Annotated in this window: 25 protein-coding genes; 5 read left to right on the forward strand and 20 right to left on the reverse strand. The window is 64.9% G+C overall.

The window, feature by feature from the left end:
- Nucleotides 1-48 precede the first annotated feature (48 nt).
- The 7 genes from MRB47_RS18440 to MRB47_RS18470 all read right to left on the reverse strand — a co-directional run bounded on the left by MRB47_RS18440 (nucleotide 49) and on the right by MRB47_RS18470 (nucleotide 5,559).
- A complete protein-coding gene (locus MRB47_RS18440) occupies nucleotides 49-522 on the reverse strand; it encodes a peptidylprolyl isomerase (RefSeq protein WP_252101412.1) in 474 nt (157 codons plus the stop codon).
- Nucleotides 523-633: 111 nt separating this feature from the next.
- Entirely contained in the window at nucleotides 634-1,677 is a 1,044-nt protein-coding gene (locus MRB47_RS18445) for a pirin family protein (protein WP_252101413.1), read from the reverse strand.
- A gap of 266 nt (nucleotides 1,678-1,943) precedes the next feature.
- Nucleotides 1,944-2,372 (reverse strand): VOC family protein, encoded by a 429-nt coding sequence (locus MRB47_RS18450; protein ID WP_252101414.1) that lies wholly within the window; start codon nucleotides 2,370-2,372, stop codon nucleotides 1,944-1,946.
- Between the two features lie 42 nt (nucleotides 2,373-2,414).
- The gene (locus MRB47_RS18455; RefSeq protein WP_196994830.1) at nucleotides 2,415-2,816 is read right to left on the reverse strand and encodes a hypothetical protein; all 402 of its coding nucleotides are present in this window, start codon (nucleotides 2,814-2,816) and stop codon (nucleotides 2,415-2,417) included.
- 179 nt (nucleotides 2,817-2,995) lie between these two features.
- The gene (locus tag MRB47_RS18460) at nucleotides 2,996-4,000 is read right to left on the reverse strand and encodes an SDR family oxidoreductase (RefSeq protein WP_252101415.1); all 1,005 of its coding nucleotides are present in this window, start codon (nucleotides 3,998-4,000) and stop codon (nucleotides 2,996-2,998) included.
- Between the two features lie 172 nt (nucleotides 4,001-4,172).
- A complete protein-coding gene (locus MRB47_RS18465) occupies nucleotides 4,173-4,733 on the reverse strand; it encodes a DUF1439 domain-containing protein (protein ID WP_252101416.1) in 561 nt (186 codons plus the stop codon).
- Nucleotides 4,734-4,797: 64 nt separating this feature from the next.
- Nucleotides 4,798-5,559 (reverse strand): tRNA-uridine aminocarboxypropyltransferase, encoded by a 762-nt coding sequence (locus MRB47_RS18470; protein ID WP_088888163.1) that lies wholly within the window; start codon nucleotides 5,557-5,559, stop codon nucleotides 4,798-4,800.
- 219 nt (nucleotides 5,560-5,778) lie between these two features.
- Here MRB47_RS18470 and MRB47_RS18475 point away from each other — a divergent pair, with 219 nt between their 5' ends.
- The 5 genes from MRB47_RS18475 (at nucleotide 5,779) to MRB47_RS18495 (ending at nucleotide 11,638) form a co-directional block, all read left to right on the forward strand.
- Nucleotides 5,779-6,648 (forward strand): IclR family transcriptional regulator, encoded by an 870-nt coding sequence (locus tag MRB47_RS18475; RefSeq protein ID WP_252101417.1) that lies wholly within the window; start codon nucleotides 5,779-5,781, stop codon nucleotides 6,646-6,648.
- Nucleotides 6,645-7,796, forward strand: coding sequence for a thiolase family protein (locus MRB47_RS18480; RefSeq protein WP_252101418.1), 1,152 nt, complete (start codon nucleotides 6,645-6,647; stop codon nucleotides 7,794-7,796). The genes MRB47_RS18475 and MRB47_RS18480 overlap by 4 nt, the downstream gene beginning before the upstream one ends.
- A 5-nt stretch (nucleotides 7,797-7,801) precedes the next feature.
- Nucleotides 7,802-8,179, forward strand: coding sequence for a Zn-ribbon domain-containing OB-fold protein (locus MRB47_RS18485; protein ID WP_015914552.1), 378 nt, complete (start codon nucleotides 7,802-7,804; stop codon nucleotides 8,177-8,179).
- Between the two features lie 181 nt (nucleotides 8,180-8,360).
- A complete protein-coding gene (locus tag MRB47_RS18490; RefSeq protein WP_015914553.1) occupies nucleotides 8,361-9,347 on the forward strand; it encodes a tripartite tricarboxylate transporter substrate binding protein in 987 nt (328 codons plus the stop codon).
- Nucleotides 9,348-9,550: 203 nt separating this feature from the next.
- On the forward strand, nucleotides 9,551-11,638 hold the full coding sequence (locus MRB47_RS18495; RefSeq protein ID WP_252101419.1) for an acetate--CoA ligase family protein: 2,088 nt from the start codon (nucleotides 9,551-9,553) through the stop codon (nucleotides 11,636-11,638).
- 220 nt (nucleotides 11,639-11,858) lie between these two features.
- Here the strand turns inward: MRB47_RS18495 and MRB47_RS18500 are convergent, their stop codons facing one another.
- The 13 genes from MRB47_RS18500 to MRB47_RS18555 form a co-directional block, all read right to left on the reverse strand.
- Nucleotides 11,859-12,557 (reverse strand): glutathione S-transferase N-terminal domain-containing protein, encoded by a 699-nt coding sequence (locus tag MRB47_RS18500; RefSeq protein ID WP_252101420.1) that lies wholly within the window; start codon nucleotides 12,555-12,557, stop codon nucleotides 11,859-11,861.
- Nucleotides 12,558-12,571: 14 nt separating this feature from the next.
- On the reverse strand, nucleotides 12,572-13,333 hold the full coding sequence (locus MRB47_RS18505) for a 3-oxoacyl-ACP reductase (RefSeq protein ID WP_252101421.1): 762 nt from the start codon (nucleotides 13,331-13,333) through the stop codon (nucleotides 12,572-12,574).
- 18 nt (nucleotides 13,334-13,351) lie between these two features.
- On the reverse strand, nucleotides 13,352-13,744 hold the full coding sequence (locus tag MRB47_RS18510; RefSeq protein ID WP_015914558.1) for a VOC family protein: 393 nt from the start codon (nucleotides 13,742-13,744) through the stop codon (nucleotides 13,352-13,354).
- A gap of 312 nt (nucleotides 13,745-14,056) precedes the next feature.
- Complete coding sequence (locus tag MRB47_RS18515) at nucleotides 14,057-14,563, reverse strand: hypothetical protein (protein WP_252101422.1); 507 nt, start codon at nucleotides 14,561-14,563, stop codon at nucleotides 14,057-14,059.
- Between the two features lie 402 nt (nucleotides 14,564-14,965).
- Nucleotides 14,966-15,286 carry a hypothetical protein gene (locus MRB47_RS18520; RefSeq protein ID WP_252101423.1) on the reverse strand — a complete coding sequence of 107 codons (321 nt, stop codon included), beginning with the start codon at nucleotides 15,284-15,286 and terminating at the stop codon, nucleotides 14,966-14,968.
- An 8-nt stretch (nucleotides 15,287-15,294) separates the two neighbouring features.
- Complete coding sequence (locus MRB47_RS18525; RefSeq protein ID WP_252101424.1) at nucleotides 15,295-15,591, reverse strand: DUF1010 domain-containing protein; 297 nt, start codon at nucleotides 15,589-15,591, stop codon at nucleotides 15,295-15,297.
- A gap of 117 nt (nucleotides 15,592-15,708) precedes the next feature.
- Nucleotides 15,709-16,653 carry a DUF4344 domain-containing metallopeptidase gene (locus tag MRB47_RS18530; RefSeq protein ID WP_252101425.1) on the reverse strand — a complete coding sequence of 315 codons (945 nt, stop codon included), beginning with the start codon at nucleotides 16,651-16,653 and terminating at the stop codon, nucleotides 15,709-15,711.
- A gap of 34 nt (nucleotides 16,654-16,687) precedes the next feature.
- Nucleotides 16,688-17,095 carry a GNAT family N-acetyltransferase gene (locus MRB47_RS18535; protein WP_252101426.1) on the reverse strand — a complete coding sequence of 136 codons (408 nt, stop codon included), beginning with the start codon at nucleotides 17,093-17,095 and terminating at the stop codon, nucleotides 16,688-16,690.
- A gap of 28 nt (nucleotides 17,096-17,123) precedes the next feature.
- Complete coding sequence (locus MRB47_RS20035) at nucleotides 17,124-17,201, reverse strand: DUF1010 domain-containing protein (RefSeq protein ID WP_411275758.1); 78 nt, start codon at nucleotides 17,199-17,201, stop codon at nucleotides 17,124-17,126.
- Entirely contained in the window at nucleotides 17,176-17,772 is a 597-nt protein-coding gene (locus tag MRB47_RS18540; protein WP_252101427.1) for a hypothetical protein, read from the reverse strand. Before MRB47_RS18540 ends, MRB47_RS20035 begins: the two co-directional genes overlap by 26 nt.
- A gap of 49 nt (nucleotides 17,773-17,821) precedes the next feature.
- Complete coding sequence (locus MRB47_RS18545) at nucleotides 17,822-18,226, reverse strand: hypothetical protein (protein WP_252101428.1); 405 nt, start codon at nucleotides 18,224-18,226, stop codon at nucleotides 17,822-17,824.
- 630 nt (nucleotides 18,227-18,856) lie between these two features.
- Entirely contained in the window at nucleotides 18,857-19,207 is a 351-nt protein-coding gene (locus tag MRB47_RS18550; protein WP_252101429.1) for a DUF4124 domain-containing protein, read from the reverse strand.
- A gap of 4 nt (nucleotides 19,208-19,211) precedes the next feature.
- On the reverse strand, nucleotides 19,212-22,157 hold the full coding sequence (locus MRB47_RS18555; RefSeq protein ID WP_252101430.1) for a DNA topoisomerase III: 2,946 nt from the start codon (nucleotides 22,155-22,157) through the stop codon (nucleotides 19,212-19,214).
- Nucleotides 22,158-22,243 lie beyond the last annotated feature (86 nt).

The following is a 22,243-nucleotide window of genomic DNA, read 5'->3' on the forward strand; positions in this document are numbered from 1 at the left end:
GCGCTAGCGCTTGATGGGCAAGCGCTGACAGCTATCAATAACGCAGCATCAATGGTGGTGCCCATGCCCGCCATGCACATGGCGGTGGGCAATCTCCTCGGCTGTGGCGGCGCGTACCTCGGTCACCTTGCAGGCAAAACGCAGCGCCTTACCGGCCAGCGGGTGGTTGCCGTCCAGGTGCACCACGGGGCCCTTGATCTTGACCACGTAGAACATCTGCGGCTGGCCGTCGGCGCCGGGCCCCTGCAACTGGCCGCCCACTTTCACGCCGGGCGGGAACTCGCTCTTGGGGATGGTGCGCACCAGGCTCTCGTCGCGCGCGCCGAACGCGTCCTCCACCGCCAGGTCCAGCGTGACGGCATGGCCCGGGGCCTGGCCTTCCAGCGCGGCCTCGACCTTGGGGAAGATGTTCTCGTAGCCGCCGTGCAGGTAGGCCACATTGCCGGCATCCAGGGGCTTGCCCGTGGCGGGATCGGTGACGCGGTAGCTGAGCGTGACGGCGGTGTCTTGGGTGATGTTCATGGCTTGGTTTCCGTGGAGGGCGGCGGCGCGGGCAGGCGCCGCCGCAAGGCCGCCATTGTCCCGCACACGCCAAGGCCGCGGGGGCGGCCGGGCCGGCCGCTGCGCAGGCGTTCAGGCCTGCGGCACCTCGTCCTGCGCGCTGCCCGGGTGGCGCGCAAAGCGCCGGGGGGCGCTGCCATGCACCGGGTCGCTCGCGTCCCAGGGCCAGCCGCCGAACTGCGTGCGGCGAAAGTCCTGCATGGCCTGCATGATTTCCTGCTGGGTGTTCATCACGAACGGGCCGTACTGCACCACCGGCTCGCCGATGGGACGGCCCTGCAGCAGCAGGCATTCCACGGTGTCGCCGCCGGTGTTGACCAGCTCCAGCGCCCGATCGGCCGCCACCTCCAGCGCCGCGTGGCCGCCCTGGGGCTCGCCGACGATCGAGAGCCCTTCGCCCACGAACCAGTACAACATGCGGCGCGTGCCCTGTCCGCGGGCCGCCGGCAGCGTCCAATGCGCGCCGGGCTCCATGCGCAGCGTCCAGATGGCGACGTCGGCGTCCGCCTGCGCGGCCCAGGACTCGGGGGGCGGCGGCAGCGGCGCACCGGCGCCGTCCAGCGCGCCGGCGACCACGGTGACCGTGGTGCGCAGGCCTGCCGCGTCGGCATGCTCCAGGCGCGGGATGCGTTCGTTCCACAGCATGGTGAAGTGGGGCCGCACCATCTTGTGGCGCGCGGGCAGGTTCAGCCAGATCTGGAACAGCTCCAGCGGGTTGGGCGCGTCGGTGTTCAGCAGCGGGAACATCTCCGAATGCATGATGCCCGCGCCGGCGGTGACCCACTGCACGTCGCCGCCACCGAAGCGCGCGGCCGCGCCCAGCGAGTCGGCATGGTCGATCAGGCCCTTGCGCACCAGCGTGACGGTCTCGAAGCCCCGGTGCGGGTGGCCGGGAAAGCCGGGCACGTGCTCGCCGTGGTACATCGAAAAGCCGTCCTTGCGGCTGAAATCGCTGCCCATCTGGCGCCCCTCCAGCGCCACCGCCTGCACGCCCATGGCGCCGTTGCCGGCGGGGTAGGCGTCGTCATGGTGGGCGCAGAACAGGAACGGATCGAGCGTGGGCCACAGCGGCCCCAGGGGCTGGGATTGCAGGACGGGACTGGCGCGGGTGTTCATGGGGTTCCTTTCCAAGGCCGGCGCGGCGACACGGCGCCGGCACTGTGCATCATGTGGGGACGGAAGGCCGTTTGCCCAGCGGGCGCCGGCGCGACACTGCGGCCCATGCGTGGAACGATGGGGGCGTCTTCTTTCAGGAAAAACCGTCGCAAAGGCAGTCGGGGCGAGCGCTGGCAGCTACCTTTTCATGAGCAACCTGGCGCCCTGTACGCGGGACCAGCTCCAGCAGCGACGGCCCACCGGCCCGCGGCACCTGCCCCGCGCCTTCAGCCCGGCGCGGAGTCCGCCAGCACCATCCACGACACGCCAAAACGGTCGTTGACCATGCCGAACGCGGGCGAAAAGAAGGTCTTGGCCATCGGCGCCACCACCGTGCCGCCGTCGGCCAGCGCGTCGAACCTGCTGCGCGCCTCCACCTCGCTGGCCACCGAGAGCGTGAGCGAGATGCCGTTAAACACCGGGTGGCCGCCCGCCAGGCCGTCCGAGGCCATGAGGGTCGTCTCTCCCACGCGCAGCTCCGCATGCATGACCTTGTCGCCGGGCACGGCGGCCGACGCGAAGCATTCGCCCGCGGGCGGCTCGGGGCTGTCCCGAAAGCGCATCAGCAACTGCGTCTGCGCGCCCAGCGCCTGGGCGTAGAACGCCAGCGCCTCTTCGCAGCGGCCATCGAACATCAGATAGGGTTGGACTTGCATCGCGTTCTCCGCACAAAGGGCCGTGGGGTTGAAAGGCACCGCCTACGCCGCCGCGCCGATGGCGGGCCGGGCCTGTCCGCGCGGGTCCAGCGCCACCTGGATCTGCGGCGCCCCGCGCACATCGGGGCGGGCGCGGTCGCCCAGGTCCTGCAGCGCGGTGAACTGCCCGTCCAGGTACAGGAAGGTGATGCTGGCGGCGATGTGGGCCAGCGCCTGCCGCGCATCGTCAAAGCCTTCGGCCTCCACGCGCCCGTCGCCATCCAGCTGGTAGGCCCAGCCCTGCGCCTGCGGTGCGAGGGCGCCCAGGTCGATGAGCTTGTCGCGCACATTGCTGGCGTACACGCGCCCGCCCGACGCGTACAGCGTGAAGGTGTGGGCGGGGTGGCTTTCGGCCGGCGGCGGCGCGGCCTCGGTGGCGTCGGTGTGGGAGGGGCGAGAGGTCATGGCGGCGTCCTGGCGGTGGCAGGTGGGATGCCGCGCCACACATGGTGCGGCCCCGGCAGCGCCATCGTAGGCAGCCGGCCGCGCGCGGGCTGTAGGAAAACGCCGGGCGCTGCTGCTTTGCATAAAAAAGGCCTGCAGCACCCGCCCATCAAGCGCTGACAGCTATGCAAATAGGAGCATCAGCGCCGTCCGCGCCCCCACCACCAGCCCACCGCCAGGCCGACCACACCGAGTACCGCCACCACCGTGGCCGATCCGGCCATGCGCTGGCGGTGGCCGCCGTCGATGGAAGTCTGGTGCGAGGGGGCAAACAGATTGCCTTGGGTGAGCGGCGCGGGCGCTGCCCGGCGCAGCCCCAGGTCGCTGAACCAGCGCATGGCGCGCGCCGTGCCCTGCGGCGCCAGCGCATGCGCCACACGCCCGGGCATCGCGCCCAGGCCCAGCCAGGTGACGGCGCGCGGCTGGGCCGCATCGGCCAGGTCCACGATGGCCTGGGCCACCGCGCGCGGGTCCACCATGGGCAGCGGCGGGCGGATGCGCCGGCCCGTGTAGTTGGCGCCATGCGACAGGCCCGGCGAATCGACGAAGGTGGGCGCGACGTCGCACACATGCACCTGGGGCAGGTCGACCACCTCGGCGCGCAGGCTTTCGGACAGGCCGCGCAGGCCGAACTTGCTGGCCGTGTAGGCGGCCGCGTAGGGCGCGGGCACCCAGCCGCCCAGCGAGATCAGGTTCACCAGCAGGCCGTGGCCCTGCGCGCGAAAGCGCGTGAGCGCCGCGTGCGCGCCGTGCACGTGGCCCAGCAGGTTGGACTCGATCACGCGGCGGTGCGCGGCCAGCGGCACATCGTCAAAGCGCCCCACGGCTCCCACGCCCACGCCGTTGATCCACACATCGATGCGCCCGAAGTGGCGCACCGCCTTGTCGGCCAGGACCTGCACCGCGTCGGCGTCGGTCACGTCGGTGGGAATGCCCAGCGCCTGCCCACCCTCGGCGCGGCAGGCCAGCGCCACAGGGGCGAGCGTGTCAGGGTTGCGCGCGGCCAGCACCAGGCGCGCGCCGCGGCGCGCAAACGCCAGCGCCGTGGCATGGCCGATGCCGCTGGAGGCGCCGGTGATCACCACCACCGGATTGGGCGAGGACGCAAAGACGCTGGACGGGCTGGCGGGCAAAGCTGTGGTCATGGTGCGGCGGGCCGCGCAGACGCTGCGCGGCGCAACGAAGGGCCAAAACCCTATTTGTAACCGCGCTGGCGGCGCAACGGCGTAGGACAGCCTCCCTCGCGCTGCGCATTTGCATCCAAACAGGCTGCAGCGCTTGCGTATCCAGCGCGAAGCGCTATGAGTAGCGCAGCATTCACGACAGCGGCTTGGTGCCGAAGCGCACCAGCAACCCGCGCGGAGTGACGGTGATGCTCTCGGGCTGCAGGCCCATGCCGTCGGCCAGCGCCAGGTCTTTGTCGCGCAGCTGGTGCAGCACCACCTCGCGCAGCGACTGGTCGGCCAACTGCTGGCCGTAGCGCTGCAGCATGCCGGCGGCAGAGGGCTGCACACCGTCCAGGCGCAGCGCGTTCACATGCAGGTCGTGCGCGCGGATGGTGCGGTCGGTGGGTTCGTAGCGCAGGCCGAAGTCCACATCGAACGCGCCCGTGTATCGCCGCGCCTGCAGCAGCGCGCCGCTGGCCGCCACGTCCAGCACGGCGTTGAGGCGGTTGCGCTCGGGCAGCAGCGTGAGTTGCGGCGTCTGCAACTGCAGGTCCAGCAGCCCGCCCAGCGGGTAGCTGCGCGGGAAACGCTCGGCCAGCGCCTGCTGCAGCTGCTGGGTGCTGATGGTGTAGCTGGGCTGCGCGCTGGCACAGCCGGCGGCCAGTGCCAGGGCGGCGGTCAGTGTGTGCGAGAGGGCGAGTCGGCGGTGCATGGCGTTGTCAGCGAAAGACTTGGCATTGTGCGCAGCGCCGCGGCCCGCAGTGCAACCAGCTGCGTCAACCGGTGTGCTGCGCGCCGGCCAGCGCGCGCAGTTGCTGGTGCGCAGCGCTGTCCAGGTCCACGGGGCGCTGGTGCTTGGCCAGCAGGTAGCGCTCGCTGAACACGTCCAGCCAGGCCAGCAGCAACGCGGCCGCGTGCGTGTCGCCCGCCTGCGCCAGGCACAGCGCCGCCACCTCGGCGGTGCAGAAATGGTCGCTGCGCTTGGAGCGGCGCAGCCGGTAGCGCGAGGCCTCGTCGCTGTGCAGGCTCAGCACCGGGAAGCGGTCCAGATAGGGGCTTTTGCGGAACATCTTGCGCGCCTCGGGCCAGGTGGCGTCCAGCAGCACGAACAGCGGGCGCGGGCCCTGCGGCGCAGCGGCGGGCGCAGCCGCGTCGGCCTGTGGCGCCACGGCCTGCACCACGCGCGCGGCCTGCGCGAACTCACCCGGGAACACCACGTAGGGCTGCCACTGCGGGTCGGCCAGCAGCGCCAGCAGGGCGGGATCGACCTCGGTGCGCGCCCAGCCAAACGCGTGGGTGTCGGGCACCAGGTCGGCGATCAGCCAGCCCGTGTTGCTGGGCTTGAGCGGCTCGGTGTCCGCCATCAGCAGGCACATACCCGCGCGCACCGCGGGCTGCGGGCGCAGCGCGCACTGGCAGTGGCTCAGGGGCAGGCGGCAGCCCTCGCAACGCTCGCGGCGCGAGCCGCCGCGCGCCAGGAACGGCTTGGCGCTGCGGGCCAGGCGCGCGGCGCGCAGCAAGGAAACGGCATGGGGCATGGAAGGGCGGCGTGCACCGCAACGGGCGCGCACAAGGGTCGGCAAGGCGGCGATTGTGGGGCATGCGCGCGACACGGCCGCCGCTTTCATCAGGGTAAGCCCTCGCATCGCGGCGCAACTGTTTTAGCCATTGAAATTTAAAACACGGTCTTTGACCAACCACCGCACCCACACCTAAATTTCATGACAGATCACGTTTCATCCAAAGAAACACGCACCATGCCCCCCACCCCCTCCAGCGCACGCCCCAAGGCCGTGGTGAACCACCTGCCCGGTGGCAGCACGTCCACCGTGGAGCGCGCCATGCGCGTGCTGCGGGTGATGTCCGAAGGCGGCAACGCGCGCCTGACCGACATTGCCGCCGCGGCCGAACTGGACAAGGCCACTACGCTGCGCCTGCTGGAGGTGATGGTGCGCGACGGCTTCGTCGCGCGCGATGCGCAGAGCAAGCAGTTCTCGCTCGGGCCCGAACTCATGGTGCTGGGCGCGGCCGCGCTGCGGCGCTTTGACCCGCGGCCGCTGGCGCGCCCCAGCCTGCTGCGGCTGGTGGGCCAGTTCGAGGACAGCGTGGTGCTGTCCATCCCCAGCGGCGTGGAGTCGCTGTGCATCGACGTGGAGGAAGGCACCTACCCCATCCGCGCCAACTACCTGCGCGTGGGCAGCCGCCGCCCGCTGGGCGCCGGGGCCGGCAGCCTGGCGCTGCTGGCCTGGATGCCCGAGGCCGAGCGCGAGGCGGCGCTGGAAATCCTCGCCAACCAGATGAGCCGCTACCCGCGCATCACGCCCGCGCTGCTGCGCGAGCGCATCGCCGACGCGCGCGAACGCGGCCACGTGGTGCTGCTGGACGTGGTCGTCGAGCGCATGGGCGGCATCGCCGTGCCCGTACTCGACCCCGAGGGCCGCCCCGTGGCGGCCCTGAGCATTGCCGCGCTGAACGAGCGCATCCTCGCGCGGGAAGCCGCCATGGCCCAGGCGCTGATGCGCGAATCCACCGTATGCCAGGTGCGCTGGTCCGAGGCCGTGCGCACCAGCCGCCGCCAGGCCGGCGCAGCCTCCCCCTCAAGACCCCTCCCGGAGACCCCGCGATGACCCCACCCTCCCCCGCCTACCTGCGCGGCGCGGGCAGCACACCCTTTGGCCGCCACGAAGGGCGCGGCGCGCTCGACCTGATGGCCGGCGCCGCGCACCAGGCGCTGGCCAGCGCCGGCCTGGCACGCGCCGACATCGACGGCGTGCTGTGCGGCTACGCCACCACGCTGCCGCACCTGATGCTGTCCACGCTGTTCTGCGAGCGCTTCGCACTGGCGCCGCGCTACGCGCACAGCATGCAGCTGGGCGGGGCCACGGGCGCGGCCATGCTGATGGCCGCGCGTGAGCTGGTGCGCTCGGGCCGCTGCCGCAACGTGCTGGTGGTGGCGGGGGAGAACCGCCTCACGGGCCAGTCGCGCGACAGCTCCATCCAGACCCTGGCCCAGGTGGGCGACGCCGACTACGAGGTGCCCAACGGCGCCAGCGTGCCCGCGTACTACGCGCTGATGGCCTCGGAATACATGTACCGCACGGGCGTCACCAGCGCCGACCTGGCCGAGTTCGCCGTGCTCATGCGCGCCAACGCCGCGCGCCACCCCGAGGCGCACCTGCGCACGCCCATCACCCATGCCGAGGTGCTAGCCGCCAAGCCCATCGCCGCGCCGCTGTCGCTGCTGGACTGCTGCCCCATTTCCGACGGCGCCATGGCGTTCGTCGTCTCGGCCGAGCCCGGCCCGCACGCCCCGGTGCGCCTGGCGGGCGCGGGCCAGGCACACCGCCACCAGCACCTCACCGCCATGGCGGACGTGATGCGGTGCGGCGCATCCGATGCCGCCGCCCAAGCCTTTGCCGAGGCCGGCCTGAGCCCTGCGGACATCGACTACCTGGGCATCTACGACTCATTCACGATCACGCTGGTGATGCTGCTCGAAGAGATCGGCTTCGCGCCGCGCGCCGGCGCCGCCGCACGGGCCCGCGCGGGCGACTTCGCGCCCACCGGTGCGCTGCCGCTGAACACGCACGGCGGCCTGCTGTCGTTCGGCCACTGCGGCGTGGCCGGCGGCATGGCCCACACCGTGGAGGCCTGGCGGCAGATGACGTGCCAGGCGGGCGAGCGGCAGATCCGTGCGCCGCAACGCGCCTTCATCCATGCCGACGGGGGCGTGATGTCGTCCCACGTGAGCCTCATTCTTTCAACGGAGGGCTGACCGCCATGACCTCGCTGGCAACCCCTTTCAACGACGGCCTGCGCGCGGGCGTGGTGCGCTTTCAAAGCTGCGCCGCCTGCGGCCATGCCCAGACCCTGGCGCGCTACGCGTGCCAACGCTGCGGCCACGAGGGGCTGGACTGGCGCGCCGCCGCCGGCACCGCCACCGCGCGCGCCACCACGGTGGTGGCGCGCGCGCCCTCGGAGGACTTCCGCGCGCTGGCGCCCTACACGCTGGTGATCGTGCAGCTCGACGAGGGCCCGCGCCTCATGGGCCACGCGGCCGCGGGCGTGCAGATCGGCGAGCGCGTGCGCGCCGAATTCTTCGAGCACCTGGGCCGGCCGCTGCTGCGCTTCGTGCCAGATGAAGCAACACCCCCCTGAGACGCTTCGCGTCCTCCCCCCGCTCTCGCATTGCTGCGCAACGCGGGCAGGGGGACGCAGCCCTCGCTGCGGGGCGGCGCGGCCGGCCCAGGCCCTTGCTCGGCTGCCCTGGTTTCGGTTGCGCCAGTTGCATCGGCCGCGCTTTTCATCCATCGACTGAAAGATCACAAGGAGACAAACCATGCCATTCACCTCTTTACACCGCCGCCGCTTCACGGGCCTGGCCTGCGCCGCGCTGTGCGCCGCCGCCACGCCCTTTGCCTGGGCCAGCGACTACCCGAACAAGCCCGTGAAGCTGGTCGTGCCCTACCCACCCGGCGGCCCCACCGACATCGTGGCGCGCGTGGTGGCGCAAAAGCTCCAGGAGCAGATGGGCCAGCCCTTCGTGATCGACAACCGCCCCGGCGCGGGTGCCAACATCGGCGCCGAAGCCGTGGCCCGCAGCCCCGCGGACGGCTACACGCTGGTGGTGGCCACCACGGCGCACGCCATCAACCCCTCGCTGTTCAGCAAGCTCAACTACTCCATCACCAAGGACTTCGCGCCCGTCTCGCAGCTCACCAGCGGGCCGCTGGTCATCGTGACCCACCCCGCCACGCCCGCCAACAACGTGAAGGAGCTGATCGCGCTGGCCAAGTCCAAGCAGGGCGGGCTCAACTACGCGTCGTCCGGCAACGGGCAGTCCACGCACCTGTCGGCCGAGCTGTTCAGCGCGTCGGCCGGCGTGAAGATGGCCCATGTGCCGTACAAGGGCAGCGCGCCCGCACTCACCGACGTGATGGGCGGCCAAGCGGACCTGATGTTCGACACCATGCTCTCGTCCATGCCGCACGTGAAGGCCGGCAAGTTGAAAGCCCTGGCCGTCACCAGCAGCCAGCGCTCGCCCAGCGCGCCGGACATCCCCACGGTGGCCGAGTCCGGCCTGCCCGGCTACGAGGCCATCGCCTGGAACGGCGTGCTGGCGCCCGCGGGCACGCCCAAGGAAGTGGTGGACCGCCTGAACGCCGAGCTGAAGAAGGCGCTGGACAACCCCGAGGTGAAACAGCGCTTTGAGGCCCAGGGCTTTGCCGCCGCTTGGAACACGCCCACCGCCTACGCCGGCTTCCTGCAGGCCGAGGTGGACAAGTGGGGCAAGGTGGTCAAGGCCTCCGGCGCAAAGATTGACTGAGGCCCGCTGAATGGCCGCGCCGCGCGCCACACGCTCGCCCCGCTGGGCGCTGCGGTGGCGGCGCGGCCGGCTTCAGGCCCCGGGCGGGTTGCCGCCGAGCTGGCGTGTGCTGGCTGCCTGCGCCGCGCTTATGTACCTGCCATTGCATTCCACGCCCCTGCCAGCAGCGGGGCGACTGAACGCCCAACGTCTCGCGACCCATCATGTCTGACCTTCTTACCTCCGCACTCAACCCCCGCTCGGTCGCCATCGTTGGCGCCTCCGAGAACATCCACAAGATCGGCGGCCGGCCCATCCACTACATGCAGCGCCACGGCTACCGGGGCACCATCTATCCCATCAACCCGGCGCGCGAGGAAGTGCAGGGCCACAAGAGCTACGCCGGCCTGGCCGCGCTGCCCGAGGTGCCCGACCTGGCGCTGATCGCCGTGGGCGGCGACAAGACCGTCGCCGCGGTGGAGGAATGCGCCGCGCGCGGCGTGAAGTCCGCCGTGGTGATCGCCTCGGGCTTTGGCGAGACGGGCCCCGCCGGGCGCGAGCTGCAGGACCACATGGTGGCCACCGCGCGCGCCGCCGGCATGCGCCTGTACGGCCCCAACACGCAGGGCCTGGCCAACTTCGGCACGGGCGCCATCGCGGGCTTTTCCACCATGTTCATCGAGGTGCCGCCCATGGACGGCCCCGTGGGCATCGTGAGCCAGAGCGGCGGCATGAGCGCCATGGCCTACGGCCTGCTGCGCGGGCGCGGCCTGGGCGTGCGCCATGTGCATGCCACGGGCAACGAGGCCGACGTGACCGCGTCCGAGATGGCCTGGGCCGTGGCGCACGACCCCGACGTGCAACTGCTGCTGCTGTACCTGGAGAACATCGCCCACCCCGAGATGCTGGCCGCCACCGCCGCCTACGCGCGCGAGCGCGACCTGCCCATCGTCGCGGTGAAGGCCGGGCGGTCGGCCAGCGGGCAAAAGGCCGCGTCGTCCCACACGGGCGCGCTGGCCAACGAGGACCGCACGGTGGACGCGTTCTTCAAGCACCACGGCATCTGGCGCGTGCGCGACCCGCATGAGCAGGCACGCGCCGCGCACGCCTACCTGAAGGGCTGGCGCCCCGAGGGCCGCCGCCTGGTGGTGATCAGCAACTCCGGCGCCAGCTGCGTGATGGGCGCCGACGCCGCCGAAGACATGGGCCTGTCCCTGGCGGAACTGAGCCCCGCCACGCAGGCCGACGTGGCCTCCAAGCTGCCGGGCTTTGCCACCGCCAGCAACCCCATCGACGTCACCGCCGCGCTGCTGTCCAACAGCGGCCTGTTCGGCGACGTGCTGCCCGCCGTGGCGCAGGACCCGGCGGCGGACCTGTTCTTCCTGAACATTCCCGTGGCCGGCGCGGGCTACGACGTGGACCGGTTCGCCCGCGACGCCGCGGCCTTCGAGGCCGCGACGGGCAAGCCCGTGGCCGTGGCCGCGTGGCAAGAGAGCGTGGCCGCGCCCTTTCGCGCGCACGGCATCGCCACCTTCCCCAACGAGGGCGAGGCCATCGCCGTGCTGGCCCAGGTGGCTGGCCACACGGAACGGATGCGCCAGCCGCGCGCCACGTGGCCCGCATTGCCCCACGTGCAGGTGCCTGCCGGCGCACAGGGCTTTCTCAACGAGGTGGACAGCCTGGGCCTGCTGGCGCGCCACGGCGTGCCCACGGTTCCCATGCACCTGTGCCGTACCGCCGACCAGGCGCGCGCAGCGTTTGACGCCATCGGCGCGCCCGCGGTCGTGAAGGCCTGCTCGGCCGAGGTGCCGCACAAGTCCGAGCACGGGCTGGTGGCCCTCAACGTGCAGACGCGCGAGCAGGCGGCCGAGCTGTTCGAGCGCTTCTGGGCCAAGATGGACGCCATGGGCGTGCAGCGCGACGGCGTGATCGTGGCGGCCACGCGCAAGGGCCAGCACGAGTTCATGGTGGGGGCGCGCATGGACCCGATCTTTGGCCCCGTGGTGGTAGTGGGCGACGGCGGCAAGTACGTGGAAGCGCTCAAGGACTGCGCCGTGCTGCTGCCCCCGTTCTCCGAGGCCGACGTGCAGGCCGCGCTGCGCACGCTGCGCATCGCCCCGCTGCTGGATGGCGTGCGCGGCGAGCCGCCGCTGGACGTGGCCGCCCTGTCGCGCATCGCCGTGGCCGTGGGCCAGGTGATCGCGGGTGCCGGCGGCGCCATTGCATCGCTGGACCTGAACCCGGTGATGGTGGGCGCCGCAGGCCAGGGCGCCGTGGTGGTGGATGCGCTGGTGGAAGTATCAAAAGCATAGCTGCTTGCGCTTGCTACATAAGCGCTAGAGCCGTTTTTGACCATGAACCTGCGCGCTGACCGGGGTGCGGCGCACGCCCACCGCTGGTGCGTGCGCTTGCGCTGCTCAGCGCCAAGTGCGTGGCGGCTCACCGCGCCACGCGTGTGCCCTAAGCGGCGTGAGCCTCGGGCGGTTCAGCCCCGCGCCGGGATGGCCCGCGCCGGGTCAGCCCCGCGCCGGATTAGCCCCGCGCCGGAATCTCCAGCCCCCGCTGCACGGCGGGGCGTGCCACGAAGGCCGCCAGCACGCGCTGCACCTGCGGGAAGGCGTCAAAGCCCACCAGGTCGCCCGCGCCGTAGAAGCCCACCAGGTTACGCACCCAGGGGAACACGGCGATGTCGGCGATGGTGTAGTCGCTGCCCATGATCCAGTCGCGGCCCGTCAAGCGCTGCTCCAGCACGCCCAGCAGGCGCTTGGACTCGGCCACGTAGCGGTCGCGCGGGCGCTTGTCCTCGTAGTCCTTGCCCGCGAACTTGTGGAAGAACCCGAGCTGCCCGAACATCGGCCCCACGCCGCCCATCTGCCACATCAGCCACTGCAGCGTCTCGTAGCGCGCGGCAGCGTCCTGCGGCAGAAAGCGCCCGGTCTTCTCGGCCAGGTAGACCAGGATGGCGCCGGACTCAAACAGCGCCAGCGGCTGGCCGCCGGGGCCATGCGGGTCGAGGATGGCGGGGATCTTGTTGTTGGGGTTGAGCGCGAGGAACTCGGGCGAGAGCTGGTCGTTGGTGTCGAAGCTCACCAGGTGCGGCTCGTACGGCAGCCCCGTCTCTTCCAGCAGGATCGACACCTTCACGCCATTGGGCGTGGGCAGCGAATACAGCTGCAGCCGGTCGGGGTGCGCGGCGGGCCATTTGGCCGTGATGGGGTGGGTCCATGCCATGGGCAACTCCTTTTTCAATCCTTGACGAGGCCGCAGTCCACCACCAGGTTCTGCCCCGTCACGGCGCGGCCCCAGGGCGAGAGGAAGAACAGCACCGCGTCGGCAAACTCGGCCGGCGTGGTCACGCGGCGCAGCGGGGTCATGCTGGCGATGAGATCGAACACCGCCTCGGGCGTGGCGCTGCTGGCGTCGGTGGTGCGCAGCAACCCGCCCGACACCATGTTCACCGTGATCCCATCCGGCCCCAGGTCGTGCGCCGCCGTGCGCGTGAGCGACAGCAGCGCGGCCTTGGCCGCCGTGTAGTCGTGGTACGGCACCACCGGGTTCTGGAACAGGTTGGTGCCCACGTTCACGACACGCCCGCAGCCCTGCGCGCGCATGCCGGGCAGCGCGGCCTGCATGGTGTTGAGCGCGCCCTTGACCGCGCCCTCGATCTGCTGGCTGAAGCGCTCCCAGGTGATCTCGCCCAGCTTGGGGCGCGCATCGCCGTCGAACGAGAACTGCGCCAGCGCGTTGTTCACCACGGCGCTGATGGGGGCGCCCGTGCGCTCGCGCGCAGTGGCAAACAGGCGCTGCACGGCGGCGGCGTCGGTCACGTCGGCCTGCAGCGCAATGGCGCGCGGGCCCAGCTCGTCGGCCAGCGCCTGGGCGGCGACATCGCTGCGGTGGTAGTTGATGACCACGCCCGCGCCCTCGCGCGCCACGGCGCGCGTGATGGCCTGGCCCAGGCCCCGGGCGCCGCCCGTGACCAGCACCCATTGTTCAGACAGTTGCATGCGTGAACGCTCCGGGGGTCAGGCGGCCTTGGGCGGGCGGTGCAGCACGCACAGCTTGTTGCCGGCCGGGTCGCGCAGGTAGGCCAGGTACAGCCGCCCGCCCGGCGCATGCTCGCGCCAGCCCGGCGGGTCTTCACACGTCACGCCGCCGCTGGCCACGCCCGCCGCATGCGCCGCATCCACCTGCTCGGTCGACTCCGCCGCAAAGCCCGTCGTGGCGCCGTTACCAAAGCAGGCCGGCTCGCCATTGATGGGCGCGGAGATGGCAAAGGTGTTGCCCGCGTGGCGCCAGAAGGTGCGGCCCTTGGGGTCGGTGAAGCCAGGCTTGCAGCCCAGGGCGCCCAGGAAGGCGTCGTAGAACTGCTTGGATTGATCGGGGTTGCTGGCTCCCAGCATGACGTGGCTGAACATGGGGGGTGGGTCTCCTTGGTGAAATGCTTGGTGGGCACCTGGAGGACAGGCGCGCGGCACATGCGCCGCGGGCACAGATAGTAGCGGGCGAAGCGCTGAGCCGCAGGAAAGCTACAAGGAGGTATCAACGAGCAGTCCCTGCTTGTGCAGCCGGTGATCGTGGGACGAGTCGTATGCCTAACCCTAACGTGCAAGGTAAGGGGCGGCCCGCTTGCGGGACGTCCAGCGGAGGCCGAAGGCCGTAGCGTCCTTGACCGACGGGTTAGACCTGTATTTTGAGAATGTTAGTTGAGCCAGCATGCGCAAAGGCTTTCAGAAATAAATACTGTGGCCATGCTCAAGGGCAATGGTTTTTCTGCGTAACTCATATGCAAGCCACGGCAGAGGTGTTTTCATTGATGCATGAGCAACAAAGCGACCATTGTGTGTCACAAAAAACTGCGTATGAGGGTTCTTATAAATAGGACGGTCTTGAGTTTCGTCCGGATAAATAATGTCGTTGTCACTAGCGCCAATCACAGAGGCATCAGGTAAATGTTTTTTGCACCAGGCTTCCAATATGCTTCTGCGCGTATACACCCCCCCAGCGAGCGACATTAGCCATTTATGGTTTTCTAGATGCTCTGTCATCCCTGGTATATTTTCAGGAGCAGGCGGATCTTGGTAGTCTAGGGAGTAAATCATCCCACCATAGTGCAGCCAACAAGAGTGGCCGTCATTTACGACCTCTACCCCTTTGGGACACCAATCCCACAGAAACTTTTCAGTTTCACGAAGGCGCTTTGGCGCAGACAGGCGACGCAAAATCGAGTTCAACATACGGTGTAATGGTATAGGTCTAACGCCCTGAGGTCAGCCGCCGCCGTAGGCGGTCGGCTGCGACGATTGGTTAGACGAGAACAAAACCAGTGAATTCGCTATCCAGGCTTGTGGGAAAATTGACACAATGTGAATCATTTGCATGTTTTATCAGCTCTTTACGGTTCCGGCATAAAAATACAGGCTTCATGCAGTCGGCACAGTAGCGAACTTGTGTCTCCTTTTCAATGGTTCGGAGATCCTTCCATTTTTTCTTACAAGCATATATAGACTTGCAAGTGATGAATTTTCCATCTTCAGTAGGTATATCTATTTCGTTCATTATGCAATGCTAAAATCAAGCGGACAGGGTGAGTAGCCGTCGAGGGTGGGGAGATTTGAACGAAATTTTAGAACGCATCTTCATCTTAAATTTGATTCAAATGAGCCTGACAGAATAGGCGACCACTTGCGCTTTGGTCGTGGAGCTCGCTTGATGATCTTCTTTTGAATCTCTATTTCTTTTAGAAGGATTACGCGTGACTCTTCACTCTTTTCTTCATGGAATTTCTTCTCCAAAGATTTCAGCAGACTACGGTGCTTTGCCAAATTTTCTTTATTTTCGATTTGCTTTTCTTGGTGTTGCAGTTTAATTTCTTTTGCATAGACACTGGCCTGATACTCTATAGGTACTGAGGCTAATTTTTCTGCAAATTTCTTGTTCGACTTCTTCACCGACTTCATGTGAATTTCTAACGAACCAAGGTAAGCGGCGGCGAAGCCGTCCGCTTGACCGCAGAGTTAGACCCGAAGGCCAAAAGGGAGCGCCCAGCCTTGAAGACGTGCGCGGCCCAGGAAAAAGCGCTGGGCCACGGAAGCGGCGCAGCGCTGCAAGAAAGATAGCTGGTAGCGCTTGCTGTACAAGCGCTGGAGGCCCAAAAGGCTTGAAACTTGCGCAGTGCAGACAGGCGAAGCCCGGCGCAGCGCCAAAACTCCAAAGGAGAAACCTTTGAGATTGGCGAAGCGCTGGAATAAATGCTGGCCTGCATAAAGCGGAATATGAAGGGACTAACGCCCTGATTTCAGCCGACGCCGAAGGCGGTCGGCTGCGACGAATAGTTAGAACCAAACCAAAAATACATCGAGTCACACTGATAGATAAATTTCTACTTTTTATGAGGGTGCATCAATTTTCCCCATTTTTCCAATAATTTGTTTGGATTTTGGAGAATTTTACGTGCATTTTCAGCTCTTTGTTTGGAGAGCGAGTGTTTGCTAGCATTGATATTTTTTAATAAAATTTCCGACTTTGAATCTTGCTTATTGAACCATGCAATTAGATCGTTGAGTGTATCTGGGGCTGATATTGACATCAGCATCATGGCAAATTCGTCGGCTAAATCCTCGTTACTGTAATCTCCAATTCCCCAAAGGTACATTAATGAATGCGCCAGTTCATGAAGTAATATTGGATGTATTGCGCCAATGGTTCCTTTTTCAGCCAAGTCTCCAATGAGCTCAGTGCAAATAACTATATTAGGGGTGGAGAAGGCGTTAACTTCACCACATGGTTTTGCTATGATTTTTATACTTGGTAAATTATATGTTCTGGATAGGGCATCAATTGTTATATTTAGAATATTTTCTATGTTTTTTCTGGAGGACTGCGGCCTTTTTCCTACCCTGTCTATTCGTATGTATGTATCTGCTGCGTAGCTATTTTCATTTTTTAAAAATAATGCCGCGTACTGATTGTTTGCGGGTACCTGAATTGTTTTTGCTCCGGAGCCGATCAGTGTTTGATGCAGTAGAAAATTCGGAGTTGGATTTTCGTCTTCTATGTCTTTTTGTTTTATCAGAAAAATTTTGATTGGGGCAGTGGTGATATATCTAAATTCGTAGTGATCACCGAATTTATTGCTATGCAGCTCAATGGAAGTTGCTTCTCCTCGCGGTAGAGTCAATTTTTCGGACGAAACTATATGCCTGTAGGCTGGGTCTACTTCTATTTTAACTTGCGCATTACAATTGGCGCCAAAAAACAGAATGGCGATAAATATATATACAATTTTTCCATGAAGAGAGAATTGTAATTTTTCGATTGAATCCATAACAATGAGTGGTTTTGATATATGTATAGTTGCCTCAAAAATCAATAGATAAAATTGAAGAATTTAAATATTTTTCCATAAATTCGTTAATATCTGCGCATGGTTGATAGTTTTTTTCATACCAATTTTTTAGAGTGATATTATCTGGCTCTTGTGCAATTGCATGTGGTTTTAAACGAATAACATCGCAACCAAGCTGAATTGCATATTGCTCGGCGCAAATGAGTAAAAGCGCTCCCAGTCCTTTTCTTCTAAATGAAGGAAGAACAAAAATTTCGTAAATTAAACCAGATTTTCTGTCGCTCCAGTCTTCATGCAAAAGTAAGCCAGTCTCTTTGCCGTTATGCGAAGCAAAGAACCCTTGTAATCTACTGCAGTAGCCGCGTTCTAAACGCTCTCGAAGAATAGGTTCGCGCAGTTCGGATGAGGAGGAGATTTTCAATATCTCTGGCATAAAGAAAATTCGCTATCTAACGGCCCAGATAAGCCGCCCGCCGTAGGCGGGTTGGCTTGAGCGTAGGGTTAGGGGCGTTCTTGAACGACGCCATAGATAGCGCTTCCTAACTTGCTGAATGGATTGCCAGAATAGCCGCTCATTGAGTGAAGTTCTTTGATTAGTAGCTCCACATCTTTGATGGACTGTCGGGCGGATTCAAGCGTTGCAAATGTTTGCCAGTCTGTTTTTGCATGTATTTGAGGAAGGCGTTTCTCATGTGAGTCGATGTAGGTTGAGACAGCTTCCTCGGTTGTTTTTCCATGGGCCATTCGATCACGGAAGGAAAATAATTCTTTCAAAGTGCAGTAGGGGCGGACGTTGAAATCGAATTTTATTTCGGCTGCTTGCGCGAATAATTTGTATTTCTCAAGTTTCGAATGCCTGCGTTCAATTTCATCCCATTCCTTACTGCGTAATTTCCCGAGATGATTGAGATATGCTTCAAGCGTAAACGCGCTGAAAATTAGGGACGCTACGAGAGTGTATAACTGTCCTTCTTCATCCTCTTCGGCAAGCTTTAGCATAAACTTTGCGCCGATGTGCATATGGGCAAAAGTGACTGTGATATTTTTGCCGCCAATATAAGTTTTGGAAATGGTTTTAGTGCTTGGCAAAAATGACATGGAGACTAATGAACTATCTGTGGAATGTGGGCAGGATTGAACAACGGGGTCAGTTTCTGTATTTTAGTTTCTCAAGAGGGTTCCTGTAGCGCATGCCATCCATGAATCGACTTAAGTTCATTTGTACACCCCCTTTTATATTTTCAATAATCATCAAATCTGTCAACTCAGGGCATGACGCCTCTAGAATGCGCGGTTTGTGCAATTTTCCTGCGTCATCCTCTATCAGTTGGCGCGTGTTGCTCCTGATTCTGCAGGTGATTGCGCTATCGGCTTTCTTAAGTAGGGTTACAACCTCTCCATCAAAATCTATTTGATACTCTCCATCTTTTGTTGAGGTGGAAAATGGTTTAAATCCCATTCGATGTACTTTTTCAAGGATTATTGTTTGGGCATGGATAAATTGCATGCCTAAGAGAAGGGGGACGATTGTGATAATTTTCATGATCTTCATGGTTTTTCTTTGACGGCTAACTAGGATTAGACAATCGTACGAACGCAGTCAAAGGTGTGCCAAACACACGTGCGGCACATACAGCACCGCATATTTCTGAGCATTGAGAAATTTAGACCGCCTAAAATTTAGCCGATGCACACGCACTGCGTTCCTCCCTTTTATTCCGTGATGCTGAAACATTGAATTAAGCGCGAGGCACTACCACGAATTCGGTGAAGGTCTGCTTGGGGCCTATGGGCATGCCCTACCAGCCGACAGTCGTCTTCTCAAACTTTCGCTAGCCGCTCGGCCAGCCTGCGTTCACTCGACTGCATGCGTCCCGCGCATGAGCCAAGTGCGGGTATCAACGTCGCCATTCCTCCCCCGCCCATCCCATTTGTTTCGGATTGAAACCTTATAGGCGGCGAAGCTGATTCCAAACTGACGAAAACCCCGAGCCTGGGCATCCGGCTGGATGGGGGCACGGTGCGCGGCTTAAGACGAAAACAGCCCCTAGCGCTTATGCAGTAAGCGCTAATAGCTATTCAATCAGGAGCAATTTGAATTCAGGGCGTCAAATGCCCGACAGACACGGCGCCGCACCAAACGCCGGGGAGCACCACACCCCGGTGCCACGGCAAAGCCCGCTCAGCGCGCAGGCAAGGACGTGACCGCCCCGTCCACCGTCTGCTCCCGGCTGCCCCGTGGGCACGGTTGGTCGGTGTAGATCACGCGGCCATCGGATTGCTGGCATTTGCGCGGCGGCGCCAGGGGCGCCGATGCGGCACCGGCCGCGCCCTGTGCGGCGGGCGTGGGCCGGCCGGCCTTGTCGCGCGGCAGGGTGTCGGGGCCGGGGCGGGTGATCTTGCGCCACATCTGCGCGGCCCAGGGGGCGGCGTGGGGCGTCCACTGGTCGGCCGTCCACCACGCGGCGGCGGCGCCGGCAATGACGGCGGCGGCCAGGCCGCCCCAGAAGATGCGCTCGCCGCGGCTCAGCATGGCGTCAGGCCAGGTGCTGGCCCAGGATGCCGGCCAGCTCGAACATGCCGATGCGGTCCTTGCCGAAGACGGCGCGCAGCTTGTCGTCGGCGACGATGGTGCGCTTGTCCTGCGGGTCCTGCAGGTTGTGGGCCTTGATGTAGTCCCACAACTTCTTGACGGCCTCGGGGCGCGCCACGGGTTCAGTGCCAATCACGGCGGCCAGTTGGGCGCTGGGCGCCTTGCCGGCGGCGGTGCTGGCCTTGCGCGGGGTCTTGGCGGCCGTGGTTTTGGCGGCGGCCTTCTTGGCGGCGGCCTTGGTGGCGGGTTTAGCGGCTTTTACGGCTCCAGCGCCCGTCCCACGTGCGCTGGCAGCTCCTGTTTTTGCAGCAGCCGTCTTGCGCGGCGGGTATTTGGATTCGCGCTGCTCGAACTCGAAGTTGACCTTGCCCGCCTCTTTGTCCCAGGCCAGGAAGGCCTTGAACGCGCGGCGCGTGCGCATGCTGACGAACTTGTCCAGCAGGTCGGTCTTGCCGGTGGCCAGCAGTTTTTGCATCTGCGCGCGCTCCACGGGCTGCTGCAGGATGACCTTGCCGCTCTTGAAGGTGCACGACGGCGTGGGCTGCTGGGCGGTGGGCACCGATTTGCTGCACACGTAGTTGCTGCCGTGTTCGTACACGGGGGCGCCGCAGCTGGGGCAGGCACCTAAGCTTTCCTGGCCGGTAAAGTCCACGATCTCGCCCGATTCCTCGGCGTTCTTGTCGTCGCCAAAGTCGAATTCGAGCTTGTAGTTGCCCGCCTCTTCGTCGCGGGCGATGGTGACTTCGGCCACGAAGGGCCAGCCGGCCTTGGAGCGGAAGCCCTCCAGCGGGCCGATGCGGCGGTCGCGCAATAGCTGCTCGGCCTCGGCGGTTTCAAACGTGCGGCCCGCGGGCGACTTGGTGAACGAGAAGCCGCAGCCCTCGCCCGCGCCGTTCGCGCCCGTGCAGGCGTAGCGGCGGTAGTTCTCCTTCACCACGCCGCCGCAGTTGGGGCACGGCGTGGACAGGGTGGCGTAGTCGCCGGGAATGGTGTCGCGGTCGTATTCCTTGGCCTTCTTGACCAGCTTCTCGGTCATGGCCTGGATCTGCTGCATGAAGGCTTCGCGGCTCAGCTGGCCCTTTTCCATTTGCGCGAGCTTGAATTCCCACTCGCCCGTCAGGTCGGCGCGGCACAGCTCCTGCACATCCAGGCCGCGCAGCAGCGTCATGAGCTGGAAGGCCTTGGCCGTGGGGATCAGCTCGCGGCCTTCGCGCAGCATGTATTTTTCGGTCAGCAGGCCTTCGATGATGGCCGCGCGCGTGGCCGGCGTGCCCAGGCCTTTCTCCTGCATGGCTTCGCGCAGCTCGTCGTCGTCGATCTGCTTGCCGGCGCTTTCCATGGCGCCCAGCAGCGTGGCTTCGGAGTAGCGCGCGGGCGGCTTGGTCTTCAGGCCCTTGGCCTCGGCGAACTCGGTGTGGGTCATCTCGCCGGGCTTGACGGGCACCAGCGGCTGGCCCTTGTCGCCGGCCTTGCCGTCTTCGACCTCGTTGGCGGCTTCCTTGCCGTAGATGGCCAGCCAGCCGGGCTTGATCAGCACCTTGCCCTCGGTCTTGAACGAGTGGCCCACCACCTGGCTGATGCGCGTGGTGACCTGGTATTCGGCACTGGGGAAGAACACCGCCATGAAGCGGCGCACCACCAGGTCGTAGAGCTTTTGCTCGGCCTCGGACAGGCCGCTGGGGGCCTGCGTGGTGGGGATGATGGCAAAGTGGTCGCTCACCTTGCTGTTGTCGAAGATACGCTTGGACGGGCGCACGTAGCCGTCGTCCAGCGCCTGCTGCGCGAACGGCGCCAGGTGGCGCATGCCGCTGCCGGCCAGCATGCCGAAGGTCTGCCTGGCCACGGGCAGGTAGTCCTCGGGCAGCGCGCGCGAGTCGGTACGCGGGTAGGTCAGCGCCTTGTGGCGTTCGTACAGGCTTTGCGCCAGGGCCAGCGTGGTCTTGGCGGAGAAGCCGAACTTGCCATTGGCCTCACGCTGCAGGCTGGTCAGGTCGAACAGCAGCGGCGATGCCTGGGTGGTGGGCTTGCTTTCCTCGGTGACGGTGGCGGCCTTGCCGCGCACGGCGTCGGCGATGTCCTTGGCCTGGTGGTGCGACCAGACGCGGTCGGCGCGGGCCTCGGGGTCGTCGCTCTTCTTCCACTTGGGGTCGAACCACTTGCCCAGGTATTCGCCGGCTTCGGCATGAAAGCCCGCGTGGATTTCCCAGTAGTCGCGGCTGACGAACTTGCGGATTTTTTCCTCGCGCTCCACCACCAGCGACAGCGTGGGCGTCTGCACGCGGCCCACGGTGGTCAAAAAGAACCCACCGTCGCGCGAGTTGAAGGCCGTCATGGCGCGCGTGCCGTTGATGCCCACCAGCCAGTCGGCCTCGGAGCGGCTGCGCGCGGCGCTGGCCAGGCCCTGCATCTGCTGGTCGCTGCGCAGGTTCTCGAAGCCGTCGCGGATGGCCTGGGGCGTCATGCTCTGCAGCCACAGGCGACGGACGGGTTTGGCCAACGTCCCCTTGGCGCCGCCGGCGTACTGCTCGATCAGGCGGAAGATCAACTCCCCCTCGCGGCCCGCGTCACAGGCGTTGACCAGTTCGGTCACGTCCTTGCGCTTGGCCTGCTTGACCACCGCGTTCAGGCGGCTCTTGGTCTTGTCCACGGGCTTCAGGTCGAAATACGGCGGGATCACCGGCAGGTGGGCAAAGCTCCACTTGCCGCGCTTGACGTCGAATTCCTCGGGCGCCTGGATCTCCACCAGGTGGCCCACGGCGCTGGTGACCACGTAGCGCTCATTCTCGAAATGGTCCTCGTGCTTCTCGAACTTGCCGGCAACCGGCGTGAGGGCGCGCACGATGTCCTGCGCCACCGAGGGCTTTTCTGCAATTACCAGTGTTTTGGTCATTTTGTGGGTCTCTTACGCCATACCGCGCCCTGCTGGCGCTTCTACAATCCGCCTCACACGCGCGCACGCGCACGCATGTGTGCACA

It is taken from the genome of Diaphorobacter sp. LI3, from assembly GCF_022807955.1.
Lineage (GTDB): Bacteria > Pseudomonadota > Gammaproteobacteria > Burkholderiales > Burkholderiaceae_C > Diaphorobacter > Diaphorobacter nitroreducens.